Origin of the sequence: Rhodococcus sp. I2R, from assembly GCF_020889545.1 — a bacterium.
Lineage (GTDB): Bacteria > Actinomycetota > Actinomycetes > Mycobacteriales > Mycobacteriaceae > Rhodococcoides.
Genome location: NZ_JAHUTG010000014.1, coordinates 25,565 through 38,795, shown reverse-complemented (window position 1 = coordinate 38,795; position 13,231 = coordinate 25,565). Strand labels below are relative to the sequence as shown.

10 protein-coding genes are annotated in these 13,231 nt (G+C 65.4%); 9 read left to right on the top strand and 1 reads right to left on the bottom strand.

Annotated elements, in window-relative coordinates; all coding sequences use genetic code 11:
* Nucleotides 1-89 precede the first annotated feature (89 nt).
* Nucleotides 90-2,015, bottom strand: a complete 1,926-nt coding sequence (gene htpG / locus KVY23_RS15800; RefSeq protein WP_230557381.1) for a molecular chaperone HtpG — start codon at nt 2,013-2,015, stop codon at nt 90-92.
* Nucleotides 2,016-2,145: 130 nt separating this feature from the next.
* Between htpG and KVY23_RS15795 the strand changes: the two genes are divergently transcribed.
* The 9 genes from KVY23_RS15795 (at nt 2,146) to KVY23_RS15755 (ending at nt 13,014) form a co-directional block, all read left to right on the top strand.
* Nucleotides 2,146-3,246 (top strand): MBL fold metallo-hydrolase, encoded by a 1,101-nt coding sequence (locus KVY23_RS15795; protein WP_230557380.1) that lies wholly within the window; start codon nt 2,146-2,148, stop codon nt 3,244-3,246.
* A 24-nt stretch (nt 3,247-3,270) separates the two neighbouring features.
* A complete protein-coding gene (locus KVY23_RS15790; protein WP_230557379.1) occupies nt 3,271-5,715 on the top strand; it encodes an HAD-IC family P-type ATPase in 2,445 nt (814 codons plus the stop codon).
* Entirely contained in the window at nt 5,715-5,903 is a 189-nt protein-coding gene (locus tag KVY23_RS15785; RefSeq protein WP_075837324.1) for an antitoxin, read from the top strand. Before KVY23_RS15790 ends, KVY23_RS15785 begins: the two co-directional genes overlap by 1 nt.
* Before the next feature lie 29 nt (nt 5,904-5,932).
* Nucleotides 5,933-7,570 carry a Na+/H+ antiporter gene (locus KVY23_RS15780; protein ID WP_230557378.1) on the top strand — a complete coding sequence of 546 codons (1,638 nt, stop codon included), beginning with the start codon at nt 5,933-5,935 and terminating at the stop codon, nt 7,568-7,570.
* On the top strand, nt 7,567-8,751 hold the full coding sequence (locus KVY23_RS15775; RefSeq protein WP_230557377.1) for a lipase family protein: 1,185 nt from the start codon (nt 7,567-7,569) through the stop codon (nt 8,749-8,751). Before KVY23_RS15780 ends, KVY23_RS15775 begins: the two co-directional genes overlap by 4 nt.
* A gap of 56 nt (nt 8,752-8,807) precedes the next feature.
* Nucleotides 8,808-9,965, top strand: coding sequence for a sensor histidine kinase (locus KVY23_RS15770; RefSeq protein ID WP_206511121.1), 1,158 nt, complete (start codon nt 8,808-8,810; stop codon nt 9,963-9,965).
* Nucleotides 9,966-9,996: 31 nt separating this feature from the next.
* Nucleotides 9,997-10,803, top strand: coding sequence for a LytTR family DNA-binding domain-containing protein (locus KVY23_RS15765; RefSeq protein ID WP_230557376.1), 807 nt, complete (start codon nt 9,997-9,999; stop codon nt 10,801-10,803).
* Nucleotides 10,788-11,165: a hypothetical protein gene (locus tag KVY23_RS15760; RefSeq protein WP_230557375.1), complete on the top strand. Its 378-nt coding sequence runs from the start codon at nt 10,788-10,790 to the stop codon at nt 11,163-11,165. Before KVY23_RS15765 ends, KVY23_RS15760 begins: the two co-directional genes overlap by 16 nt.
* Before the next feature lie 106 nt (nt 11,166-11,271).
* The gene (locus tag KVY23_RS15755) at nt 11,272-13,014 is read left to right on the top strand and encodes a cation acetate symporter (protein ID WP_075837321.1); all 1,743 of its coding nucleotides are present in this window, start codon (nt 11,272-11,274) and stop codon (nt 13,012-13,014) included.
* Nucleotides 13,015-13,231 lie beyond the last annotated feature (217 nt).

The window sequence follows — 13,231 nt, the reverse complement described above, 5'->3', positions numbered from 1 at the left end:
TTGCACTCCTTCTCGTTGTGCGCCTCCGGCGCATGTGAGCGGAAATACGTGCCCCACTATGTATTTCCACGCACATGCAGCGAAGCTGCCTACACGGTCCTGGTCAGCCGATCCGCGAGCAGGCGCGAGAACTTCGCTGGATCCTTGAGCTCGGTGCCCTCGGCGAGAAGAGCAGTTGCATAGAGCAATTCGGCTGTCTCGGCCAGCGAGGCATCCTCGCTGCGATCCTCGCGCGCCTTCTTCAGCCCCGTCACCAACTCATGATTCGGGTTGAGTTCGAGGATGCGCTTGGAGGTGGGGATGAACTGTCCCGACGCCTTGTACATCTTCTCGAGCTGCGGGGAGAAGCTGAACTCGTCGCCGACGACACACGCGGGTGAGGTGGTCAGCCGCGAGGACAGGCGTACTTCCTTCACGTCCTCGGACAGCGTTTCACTCATCCACTTCAGCAGGTCCTCGAACTCCTTGTCCTGCTCCTCGCGCTTGCCCTCGGCTTCCTTCTTCTCCTCCTCGGTGTCGAGGTCGACCTCGCCCTTGGAGATGGACTGGAAGGGCTTGCCGTCGAAGTCCGGGACGTTGCCGACCCACACCTCATCGACCGAATCGGTCAGCAGCAGGACCTCGAGGCCGCGAGCTTTGAACGCCTCCATGTGCGGTGAGCTCTCGATCTGCTGACGAGATTCGCCCGTCATGTAGTAGATCTGCTCCTGGCCGTCCTTCATCCGGTCGACGTACGCGGCGAGGGTGGTCACGCCCTCCTCCGAGTGCGTGGACGCGAACGACGAAATGCCCAAAAGGGTTTCGCGGTTGTCGGCGTCGGAGATCAGGCCCTCCTTGAGGACCGTGCCGAACTGCGACCACAGCGTGCTGTACTTCTCGGCGTGCTCGCTCTGCATTTCCTTGATCGTCGAGAGCACCTTGCGAGTCAGGCGGCGACGGATCGCGCGGATCTGCCTGTCCTGCTGCAGAATCTCGCGTGAGACGTTCAGCGAGAGGTCCTGCGCGTCGACAACGCCCTTGACGAAGCGCAAGTACTCCGGCATGAGTTCTTCGCAGTCGTCCATGATGAACACACGCTTGACGTACAGGTGCACGCCGGTCTTGCCCTCGCGCATGAACAGGTCGAACGGCGCCTGCGAGGGAATGAACAGCAGCGCCTGGTATTCGAAAGTGCCCTCGGCCCGGAACGGGATGACCTCGAGCGGCTCGTCCCAGGCGTGGCTGACGTGCTTGTAGAACTCCTTGTACTCCTCCTCGGACACTTCGTCCTTGGGGCGGGTCCACAGCGCCTTCTGCGAGTTGATCGTCTCGGTCTCGATGGTGACGGTGTCCTCGGCGCCTTCCTCCTCCGCTTTCACCCTCTTCTCGACGTCGATCCGGATGGGCCACGAGATGAAATCGGAGTACTTCTTGACGAGCTGCTTGATCTTCGATTCCGACGCGTAGTCGTAGAGGTGGTCCTCCTCGTCGGTCGGTTTGAGGTGCAGTGTCACCGAGGTGCCCTGCGCCGCGCCGTCGACGTCGGAGATCTCGTAGGTGCCCTCGCCCGTGGACTCCCATCGCGTCGCCGTGCTCTCGCCCGCCTTGCGGGTGAGCAGCGTGACCTTGTCCGCCACCATGAAGGTGGAGTAGAAGCCGATGCCGAACTGACCGATGAGTTCCTCGGACGCCGCCGCGTCCTTCGCTTCCTTGAGCTTCTTGCGCACCTCGGCCGTGCCGGACTTGGCCAGCGTGCCGATGAGGTCGATGACCTCCTCGCGCGTCATACCGATGCCGTTGTCACGGATGGTGAGGGTGCGTGCTTGTTTGTCGATCTCGAATTCGATGTGGAGGTCGGAGACGTCGACGTCGAGATCCTTGTCTCGGTACGACTCGAGCCGCAGCTTGTCGAGGGCGTCCGACGAGTTGGACACCAGCTCGCGGAGAAAGCTGTCCTTGTTGGAGTAGATGGAGTGAACCATCAGGTCCAAGAGCTGGCGCGTCTCGGCCTGGAATTCCCGCTGTTCGGTGGTCATGAGTGTGTGCGATCTCCTTCTAGAGCAAAACCGTCGCAGTTATTTTACAAAGGGCGTCGGGACGCAACTCGATTGTGCCCGCGTCCGCACGAGCCGACGCACGGCGCCCCGCTCACCTAATGTGGAAATGGTGAAGAACAACAAGATCGTGCCGGTCGCCGCGGCCTTCGCCGGCGCCACCTGGTTGGCCCGGGCGGCCTGGGGCCTGCCGTCGCAAATCGGTGCTCGCACGCAGTCCATCGCGCCGTACGCGGCTGGTTCGCCGCGCTATCGCGGCCGACGGTTCCACAACACGGAGCCGAGTGCGAGTTTCAGCGCCAGCGACGGGGAGTCGATTCTGCTCTCGTTGATGCGGCGCGGTGCCACGGGCCGACCGCAGCAGCCCATCCCACTGGCGCCTCCGGTGGCGCCCGTCGACGCGGGCGAGTCGGCAGTGACCTGGTACGGCCACTCCTCGGTCCTCGTGGAGATCGACGGCCGCCGAGTGCTCGCCGATCCGGTCTGGAGCCACCGCGTCTCGCCCTCGAAGACCGTCGGCCCGGCCAGACTCCACCCCACCCCGATCTCGCTGGATGGGCTGCCGAAGGTCGATGCGATCGTCATCTCCCACGATCACTACGACCATCTCGACAAGGCGACCATTCAGCGGCTCGCCGGTTTGCAGAATGCTCCGTTCGTGGTGCCGATCGGCATCGGCGCGCACCTGCGGCACTGGAAGGTCCCCGAGGATCGCATCATCGAACTCGACTGGGACGAGCAGACCGAGATTGCCGGTATCACCATCACCTGCACCGAGGCGCGCCACTTCTCCGGACGAGGACTGCGGCGCGACCTGACGCAGTGGGCGTCCTGGGCTTTCGCCGGACCGAAACACCGCGTGTTCTTCGGCGGTGACACCGGCTACACCGTCAAGTTCGCCGAGATCGGGGCAAAATACGGGCCCTTCGACCTGACTCTGCTGCCGGTCGGCGCCTACGATCCGCGCTGGGCGGACATTCACATGAACCCTGAGGAGGCCGTGCGCGCGCACGGCGATCTGGGCGGTGGTGTTCTGGTGCCGGTGCACTGGGCCACTTTCAACCTGGCATTCCACCCGTGGTCCGAGCCGATTCTGCGACTCGAAGCCGCGGCCGAACAGGCATCGGTCACGACGGCGGTGCCCATTCCCGGGCAGCGTCTCGACGTCTCACACGGCTTCGCAGGCGATCGGTGGTGGGCACGACTCGGCTGAGCGTTTGCGCCTAGGCTTACCGCCATGTCGATCGAGACGGACGCACACCACGAGGGTGGGCTTTCCGAAAAAGACGTCGTACGCCTCCGGTCCGAGGGGAAGTCCAACGACGTCCCCGCTCGTGCCAGCCGATCGGTGCGCGACATCGTCCGAGGCAACGTGTTCACCCGCATCAACGCAATTCTCGGCGTGTTGCTTGTCATCGTGCTGGCGACGGGGTCTGTCATCGACGGCATGTTCGGGCTCCTGATCATCGCCAACAGCGGTATCGGCATCATCCAGGAGATCCGCGCCAAGCGAACGCTCGACAAGCTCGCGATCGTCGGGCAGAGCAAGCCGGTGGTGCGTCGCGACGGCACCGCCCGCGCGGTAGCCCCCGACGAAGTGGTACTCGGCGACATCATCGAACTCGGCCCGGGAGACCAGATCGTCGTCGACGGCGAGGTCGTGGAGGGCGCGAGCCTCGAGATCGACGAATCGCTGTTGACCGGAGAAGCCGACGCGGTGCACAAGACAGTGGACGCGCAGGTGCTGTCCGGCAGTTTCGTGGTCGCCGGCAGCGGGGCCTACCGGGCGACCAAGGTCGGCCGCGAGGCCTATGCCGCACGGCTCGCCGAGGAGGCCAGCAAGTTCACGCTGGTGCACTCCGAGCTGCGCAGCGGCATCGACAAGATATTGAAGTTCATCACGTATCTGATGGTGCCCGCGGGCGCGCTGATCATTTACAACCAGCTCTTCTCCAGCGGCCAGTCGCTCGGCCCGGCCCTGAGCGGAATGGTCGCGGCACTGGTGCCGATGGTCCCCGAGGGGCTGGTGCTGATGACGTCCATCGCGTTCGCGGTCGGCATCGTCCGACTCGGCCACCGCCAGTGCCTCGTGCAGGAACTGCCCGCCATCGAGGGGCTCGCCCGAGTCGACGTCGTCTGCGCCGACAAGACCGGCACCCTCACCGAGAACGGGATGCGCCTGAAGGAGCTGCGCGTCGTCTCCGAAGGAGAAGCAGGACTGCTGGGGTCCGTGCTTGCCGCACTGGCCCACGACGATCCGCGACCGAACGCAAGCGTCCTTGCCATCGCCGAAGCCTTCGATGATGATCCGGGTTGGACTCAGAGCGCCGTCGCGCCGTTCTCCTCGGCCAAGAAGTGGAGTGGGCTGTCCTACGGCGAGCACGGAAACTGGTTGCTCGGCGCGTCCGACGTTCTGCTCGATCCCGAATCTGATATCGCCCGTGCGGCCGAACAGGTCGGCTCGGCCGGTTTGCGCGTGCTGCTCCTCGCCAGCAGCGATCTCCCCGTCGACGACAACGACGCCCCCGGTGTCGTGACACCGCGCGCACTGGTGGTCCTCGAACAGAAAGTGCGCGCCGACGCCCGCGAGACGCTCGAATACTTCGCGAGCCAGTCGGTGACGGTCAAGGTCATCTCCGGCGACAACGCCGTCTCCGTCGGCGCGGTGGCGGCGTCACTGGGCCTGCCGGGTCAGCCGATCGACGCCCGCGAATTGCCGGAGGACGACGAGGACGGCCTGGCCGACATCGTCGAAAAGTCCACGACGTTCGGGCGAGTGCGGCCCGATCAGAAGCGCCGAATGGTCGGTGCGCTGCAAGGACGCGGTCACACCGTCGCGATGACCGGCGACGGTGTCAACGACGTGCTCGCCCTCAAAGACGCCGATATCGGCGTCGCCATGGGTTCGGGCAGCCCCGCGACTCGTGCGGTCGCGCAGATCGTGCTGCTGGACAACAAGTTTGCGACGCTTCCGTACGTGGTCGGCGAAGGTCGACGCGTCATCGGCAACATCGAGCGCGTCTCCAACCTGTTCTTGACCAAGACCGTGTACTCGGTGTTGCTGGCGTTCCTGATCGGCGCATCCGGTGTGCTCTCACAGCTTTTCGACACCGAACCGCTGCCGTATCCCTTCCTGCCGCGCCACGTGACCATCGCCGCCTGGTTCACCATCGGCATCCCGGCCTTCATCCTGTCCCTCGCGCCCAACCACGAGCGAGCTCGAAGCGGTTTCGTGCCGCGGGTCATGCGCCTGGCGGTGCCGTCGGGAATCGTCATCGGTGTCGCGACGTTCACCTCCTACCTCATCGCGTACGAGGGGCCGAACGCCACCGAGACGCAGGTGACCCAGGCCAGTACGACCGCATTGATCACGCTGATCGTGATCGCGGTGTGGGTTCTCGCGCTCGTCGCACGGCCCTACGTGTGGTGGAAGATCGCGTTGATCGCCGGGTCCGTTCTCGGGTATTTGGTGCTGTTCACGATTCCGTTCTGCCGCACGTTCTTCAAGCTCGATCCGTCCAACGTCGCACTCACCACCACTGCGTTCGTCGTGGGCGCGGTCGGGATCGTCGCCGTCGAGGCCGCCTGGCTGATCAACGGCGCGCTGCAGAAGAGAGCCGAGCTCCGGAGCCGGGTACGCTCTGGTGAGCCGGATTCAACCGCCTACGAGATGGAGCGATGATGGGATTTTCGGACAACCTCAAGGGTCTCGTCGACAAGGGCAAGCAGGCTGCCGCCGAGAACTCGGACAAGATCGAGGACGCCGTCGAGAAGGCGGGCGACTTCGTCGATGACAAGACCGGCGGCAAGTACGCCGACAAGGTCGACAAGGTGCAGGATGCCGTCAAGAAGGCGATACCCGACAAGTAGGTCGGACGGCGACGCGGCATGATCTAGCTGTGGACGGACCGACACTGCTTCTCGTCGTCATCGCCGCTGTCGCGGTGGCCGGCTTCGCGAAGCGTCTGAACCTGCAGGTCCCGCTGGTTCTCGTGACGGTCGGGTCGGTCGCGTCGTTCATTCCGGGCGTCCCACAGGTGACGCTCTCGCCCGAACTCATCCTCGGGGTGGTACTTCCCCCGCTGCTCTACTCGGCGGCCCTGGATTTCTCGTTCGTCAGCTTCCGAAAGAACCTCCGCCACATTCTGCGCCTCGGCGTCGTCATGGTGGTGGTGACGACTTTCGTGGTCGGATGGTTCGCGGACTGGCTCGTGCCCGAGTTCACCCTCGGTGCCGCGCTGGTCCTCGGCGCCGTCGTCGCACCTCCCGACGCCGTGGCTGCGGTGGCAGTCGGTCGCAAACTCGGTCTGCCCGCCCGCATGATGTCGATCCTCACCGGTGAAAGCCTCGTCAACGACGCGGCCGCGTTGACCCTGTTCACCCTCGCGGTGGCATCGGTGACGGGCAAGCGAATCGAGATCGACTCGCCCGTACTGTTTTTCGCCTACGAGATCGTCGGGGGCGTACTCGTCGGATTGATACTCGCTCGCATCGTCCGGTTCGTGCGGGCCCGAATCTCGGACTCCGCACTCGAAACCGTTCTCGGCCTGGTTCTTCCCTTCGCGGCATACCTTGCGGCCGAGGAAATTCACGCCTCCGGTGTACTGGCCGTGGTCACCGCGGGCTTCGTCCTCGGGCGGGTCACCGCAGACGTTGCGGTGACCACACGTATTCAGGAACGTCAGGTCTGGCCGCTGATGGACCTGGTGCTCGAGGCGTTCGTCTTCGCCTACATGGGCCTGCAACTGAAATCGGTCATCGAGCAGGTCGAGAGCGACGGACTGCCGGTGCTGCATGTTTTCGCCTACTCGGTGCTTGTTCTCGGCGTCGTGATCCTCGTGCGTCCGACCTGGATCTTCGCCAACACCGGCGGCCGGACTGCGCTTCGCGCCCTGCTGCGCCGGCGCAGAACCGAGGACACCGACGCTGTCGGGTTGACCTGGCGCCAGAATCTCGTGCTGTCGTGGGCTGGTATGCGGGGGGTGGTCACACTCGCTGCCGCCTCCGGTGTGCCACTGGTGACCGTTACAGGTGAGGCGTTCCCCGGCCGTGCAGTCATTCAAGCCGTTGCATTCGTCGTCGCCGTGGGGACACTGCTGATCCAGGGTTTGACGCTGCCGATGCTGATCCGAAGGCTCGACGTCGCGGACCCGCTCGAGCAGCAGCAGACGGAGAAACAGCAGGCGTTGGCGCGGGCGATCTCTCGGTCGGCGGCCGAGCAGTATCTGACCGAAACCGCGTATGCCGGCCTACCGGGAGCGGATCGTGAGGCGGTGGAGGCAGTTCTCGAGCGCGTCCGACGGTCGGTCCGCGCCCGGTTGGACGCCGACGAGACCGAGGACCGTGAGGAGCGGTTCGCCGCTGCCGGAACGATGTTCGACACGCTGCGTCGCAACGTCCTCGTCGCGCAGCGGGCTGCCCTGGTCAAGGCCAGAGATGACGGTGACCTCGACGACGAGGTTCTGCGTGCCGTCCTCGACGGCTTGGATGTCGAAGAGGCGGCGGCCGAGGCTCGACTCGAACGCTGGAGGCAATGATGCGGAAGGTAGTACTCGCGTTGGCGCTGGTGGGAACCCTTGGGGCCTGCAGCGCCGAGCCTGTGTCCCAGGCCGCTCCTGCGGCGATCACGACTTGGGCGCCAGCGCCGGTGGGCGAGGAACGTGGATCGCTCGTCTCGCAGATGACGATGGGGCACACGGACTTCGCTGTGCGCTACTTCGGGGCCGAGGCCGTTCACGTGGTGTATCGATCCACCTCGGGTGCCGGCGATGCGGGCACCGAGGTGTCCGGGGTCGTGTTCATCCCGAAAGGTGATCCGCCCGAGGGGGGTTGGCCGATCGTCTCCGTTGCGCACGGAACCACCGGCGTCACCGACGAATGCGCGCCATCGCTCTACCCCAACCTGCTCGGCACCATCGGGACGGTGGCTCCCTTCCTCGAACGTGGAATGGTGGTCGCTGTCACCGATTACGAGGGAATCGGAACGCCCGGCTCACACCCGTATCTCGATCCCGATGCCGCGGCCCACAACGTGATCGACGCGGTGCGCGCGGCGAGAAACGTCGTCCCGTCCGCCGGCACCCGGTGGGCAGCGATCGGCAATTCGCAAGGAGGACAGGCAGTGTGGGCGGCTGCCGAGCGCGGCGACTACGGCGACGGACTCGACCTCGTCGGCAGCGCCGCGTTGTCGCCGGTGCTGAACCTGTCGCCGATGTTCGATGCGGGCAGTTCGATGACGCTCCCACAGATGTTGTTGACTCCCTTTCTCGTGGACGGTCTGCAGTTCGAGCGCCCCGAGGTCACCAGGTCGGCGTACGTCCGTGGCGCACTGGAGGCCGAAAGACGCGCGCTCACTGCGTGCACGGATCTGCTCGGTGTACAAAAAGCCGAGGCGGCGACGCGCTTGACTCCCGCCGACGCGGCGCCGGCAACCGAGGCCGCGCGGGTCGAGATGGCGGACTGGTTGCGGTCGGTATCGCTTCCACGAAGGTCGACCACGGTGCCGCTGCTGGTGATCGTCGGAGGACGCGACCAGTTGATCGATCCGAAATGGACACAGGATGCCGTCGCCCGGGCATGCTCGATGGGTGACATCGTCGAGTTTTCTCGGGCACCGGAGCAGGGGCACTCGGATCAGCTCGCGACGTCGGACGGTGTCCGGTGGATCGGCGAACGATTCGCGGGACTGCCCACGCGCGACACATGTCAGGGAGGGTGAGCGATGATGCGTAGCGGCCGCGCCTGCCGGAGACAATCGCCGTGACCTATGCCCTCATGTGGTTTGCGGTGATCATGGCCGTCGCAATCGTGGCGATCGCCGTCATCAGTCTTCGCGGACGCAGAGCCTTGACCACGCCCGAGGAACGCGCGGTGCACGCGACGCTGCACACCGCGTCGCTGGCGGCTCGACCGCTGCGTACGGGCCTGGACGCACAGTCCGCGGCCGAGGCAGCGCCGCATCTGCGGGCATTGATGGGTGCCGACGCCCTCGGGGTGAGCGACGCCGACGCCACACTGCTGACCTGGAACGGGCAGCACGAGGAACTGATCGAGCAGTTCCGGCTGACCGCGCGACGGGCGATCGATGGAGAACGACGGGTACTGCTGGCCCACCCGCTCGGTGCAGACGACTCGGTGCGGGCCTTGATCGCGCAACCGTTGATGATCGAGGGCGTCGGTGTCGTCGGTGTGTTCGGGGCCGTCACGACGCACGTTCCCGGTCCCGGCATGCTCGGTGCCATCACCGAGGTCGCGCGGTACGCGTGCGGTCAGATCGAGCTCGCCGAACTCGATGCCTCCCGAGCCCGTTTGGATCGGGCCGAGGTGCGGGCGTTGCGGGCACAGATCAGCCCCCATTTCATCTACAACGCGCTCGGAACCATCGCGTCGTTCGTGCGGACCGACCCGGACCGGGCCCGCGAGCTGGTGCTCGAGTTCGCCGACTTCACCCGATACTCGTTCCGCACCGCAGGAGAATTCACGGTGCTGGCCGACGAACTGCGCAATATCGATCGCTACCTGACGCTCGAGCGAGCGCGGTTCGGCGACTCCCTGCAAGTGACCCTGCAGGTGGCGCCCGAGGTCTTGGGCGTCGCGCTGCCGTTCCTGGCGTTGCAACCACTCGTGGAGAATGCAGTGCAGCACGGCCTCTCCGGTAGATCAGGGGGCGGGACGATCACCATCGTTGCCGCGGACGAGGGCACCGACTGTCTCATCAGCGTCGAGGACGACGGCGTGGGCATGGACCCGGAGGTATTGCGCTCGGGATCACTGAACGCGGAGGAAGCGGCCCATATCGGTTTGTCGAACGTCGATGACCGGCTGCGCGCGGCGTTCGGCAACGACTTCGGCCTCGTCGTCGACACCGCCCCTGGTGCCGGTACGAAAGTGAGCATGCGGGTGCCGAAGTTCAAAGCAGGTATTCGCGCATGACCCAAGCGTGAATGAGAGGATGAGGTCGCCCATGACACCGTCTGCTGACCCGCCAGCTCCCACCGGCCTCGTCGTGCTCGCCGTCGACGACGAGAAGCCGGCACTCGACGAGATCGCATACCTGCTCAACAGGCAGGATTCCGTCACCGAAGTGAACACCGCCTCGGATGCGACCACCGCGCTCCGACGGTTGCAGCAGCAACCGGGGCCGTCCTCGCCAGCGATCGATGCAGTGTTCCTCGACATCAACATGCCCGGTCTCGACGGTATGGAACTGGCGGGAATTCTCGCCAATTTCGCGCGTCCGCCTGCCGTGGTGTTCGTGACGGCGCACGACGATCGAGCTGTGGCCGCGTTCGATCTGGGGGCCGTCGATTACCTGCTCAAACCGTTGCGTGAGGAGCGGCTGGCCGAGTCGCTCGGCCGTATCGTCGCCGGCCGCAGAGCCGAGGCCCAGGACTCGGCAGGCGGGGAGGAGATCATTCCGGTCGAGCTCGGTGGTACCACCACGCTGGTGCAGCGATCCTCCGTCGGGTGGGTCGAGGCCGAGGGGGACTACGCCAGACTGCACACCACAAACGGGTCTCATCTCGTGCGGATTCCGATCTCGGCGCTGGAAAGCCGATGGGCGGGCGTCGGTTTCCTGCGGGTGCACCGCTCTTACCTGGTGTCGTTGTCGTTGGTGACCGGTATCAGAAGCGTCGGATCGGGCCTGGTGGTGTGCCTGCGCGCGGCCGGGGACTTGCCCGCCGTCGAGTTGCCGGTGAGCCGAAGGCACACCCGGGAACTCAAGGACCGGCTGGTCCGAGGCCCATTGCAGACATGGACGAGTCGGTGACCGGTCCGAGGCCCCAGCGCCAGCGGGTGATTCTCGCCGAGCGGCGCGGTGCTCGGATGGTCCGCACGCGCGTCGAAGTGCAGGAGCAGACCGAAGTCGGCGACGTGTTGGTGCGCAGTCTTGTGCGAGCGCAACTGTGGCTATCGGTTCGACTCGCCGCTCTGACGTTGTGCATTCTCTTTGCGATCCCACTCGTCGGGCTGCTGGTTCCCGCCTACTCTCAGGCCACGGTCTTCGGAATCCGGTTGCCGTGGTTGATTCTCGGCATCGTCGTCTACCCGTTGCTGCTCGGCGTCGGCTGGGTGTACATACGCAAGGCCGAGCGCAACGAACACGAGTTCACCGAGTTGATGGACGACTAGACGGCCCCCGATATGGACATCAGCTGATCCTCGGTAGGCGCATGTTCGAATTGTGCCACGATGAGCGGGAGTCCGGCTTCGTGCGAGACCAGGAGATACGCGTCGAGTGAACGGTCAATCCATTCCGGTGGTCACGGTGATCGCCCTTCTGCTCGCGGCAGTCGCGACCGTCGCCATCGGGATCTACGGGGTGCGCTTCGCCCGTACGACCTCGGACTTCCTCGTGGCCTCGCGCACCGTCGGACCGCGCTGGAATGCCGCCGCCATTTCGGGCGAATACCTTTCGGCCGCATCATTTCTCGGTGTCGCCGGTCTGATAGCGAAGTACGGTGCCGACGCGTTGTGGTATCCGATCGGCTTCACCGCCGGTTACCTGGGTCTGCTGCTGTTCGTGGCAGCGCCGCTGCGCCGCAGCGGCGCCTACACAGTCCCGGACTTCGCCGAGTTCCGGTTGGGTTCACGCAGGCTACGCAAGCTCGCAATGCTCGTCGTCGTGGTCATCTGCGCGCTGTACCTGGTGCCGCAGTTTCAGGGCGCAGGGCTCACGCTCAACATCCTGCTCGGTGTTCCGGGGTGGGTGGGCGCCGCCGTGGTGGGACTCATCGTGATCGCCAACGTGGTCGGCGGTGGGATGCGCTCGATCACCTTCGTTCAAGCTTTCCAGTACTGGCTCAAGCTCACCGCGGTGGCGGTCCCAGCGATCGTTCTCGCGATGCACTTCTTCGCCGACGATCGTGCAGTAGGGAGCCCGGCGCCGCCCACAGTAGACAGTGTGACCACGGTGGACATCACCACCGACGTGTCGGTTCAGGTCGAGGTTCCGATCGAAGTCACGGCGACGGGAATGGTCGACGGAGTCAGCGTCGACGGCCGGCTGGTCCTGGGTGACGGCACGCACCAGCTCGCCGAGGGAACCTCGCTGATTCTCGATGCCGGGTCGCCGGTGCCGGTGGTGGCGGGCGCGCCCACCACCGACAGCGACTGGGCGGAGCCGGGTTGGGGTCTCGGCGGCATGCATCCGCTCTACCAGGTGTATTCGTTGATTCTGGCGACGTTTCTCGGCACGCTCGGCTTGCCCCACGTACTGGTGCGCTTCTACACCAATCCCGACGGTCGGGCCGCGCGTCTGACCTCGCTCACGGTCCTCGGTCTACTCGCGCTGTTCTATCTGTTTCCGACACTGCTCGGCGTGTTCGCCAGGTTGTATGTGCCGCAGCTACTCATCACCGGTACCTCGGACGCCGCGGTGCTGCTGTTGCCGGGTTCGGTGTTGTCCGGGTTGCCCGGTCAGCTCCTGGCGGCGCTCGTCGCGGCGGGGGCGATCGCGGCGTTCCTGTCCACCTCCTCCGGCTTGCTGGTGAGCATCGCCGGAGTGCTCAGCACCGATGTGCTGCGGGGCCGGGTGCGGGACTTCCGGATCGCGGCGGTGCTCGGCGGTGCCGTGCCTCTCGCGTTGTCGGTCGGGGTCGCCTCGCTCGACCTGTCGCGGACCGTCGGATTGGTATTCGCGGTGGCGGCGTCGACGCTCTGTCCGCTGCTCGTGCTCGGTATCTGGTGGCGCGGGTTGACGGCGGCGGGCGCAGCTGCCGGGTTGATCGGCGGTGGTTCGGTGTCGATCGTCGCCGCGTCGTTGTCGGTGTTCGGAGTGTCCGAAACGTGGCTCAGCGGATGGGCGTCGACGATCCTGGGCTACCCGGCGGCGGTGTCCGTTCCGCTGGCATTCGGGTTGATGTTTTTCGTCAGCAAGCTCACCGCGGCGTCGGTTCCCGCCGATGTCGGGACTATCTTCACTCGACTGCACGCGCCGGAGCGCCTGGGCGTGGGCCGAGACCGCGAACAGGAGCTGTAGCGCCCCTCCTGAACCGGTTGGATCTCCCGCCCACTCGTCGTGGTGAGATGACCGCTCGGCGCACACTCGCGCAGCTGGGCGTGTGAGCGGCGCCACTGCATATCTTTGTGATTCACCTCTCACTAGCGTTCCTTGCAGTTGTTCGGTCACATTCCGTGACGATAAGCGCAAAGAGGGAGCTACGAAGGTGACACGACCGGATACATCTCCGCCACCG

Coding starts and splice junctions, on each gene's coding strand:
- KVY23_RS15790 (WP_230557379.1), top strand. CDS start 3,271: ATGTCGATCGAGACGGACGCACACCACGAGGGTGGGCTTTCCGAAAAA.
- htpG (WP_230557381.1), bottom strand. CDS start 2,015: ATGACCACCGAACAGCGGGAATTCCAGGCCGAGACGCGCCAGCTCTTG.
- KVY23_RS15765 (WP_230557376.1), top strand. CDS start 9,997: ATGACACCGTCTGCTGACCCGCCAGCTCCCACCGGCCTCGTCGTGCTC.
- KVY23_RS15775 (WP_230557377.1), top strand. CDS start 7,567: ATGATGCGGAAGGTAGTACTCGCGTTGGCGCTGGTGGGAACCCTTGGG.
- KVY23_RS15785 (WP_075837324.1), top strand. CDS start 5,715: ATGGGATTTTCGGACAACCTCAAGGGTCTCGTCGACAAGGGCAAGCAG.
- KVY23_RS15760 (WP_230557375.1), top strand. CDS start 10,788: ATGGACGAGTCGGTGACCGGTCCGAGGCCCCAGCGCCAGCGGGTGATT.
- KVY23_RS15770 (WP_206511121.1), top strand. CDS start 8,808: ATGTGGTTTGCGGTGATCATGGCCGTCGCAATCGTGGCGATCGCCGTC.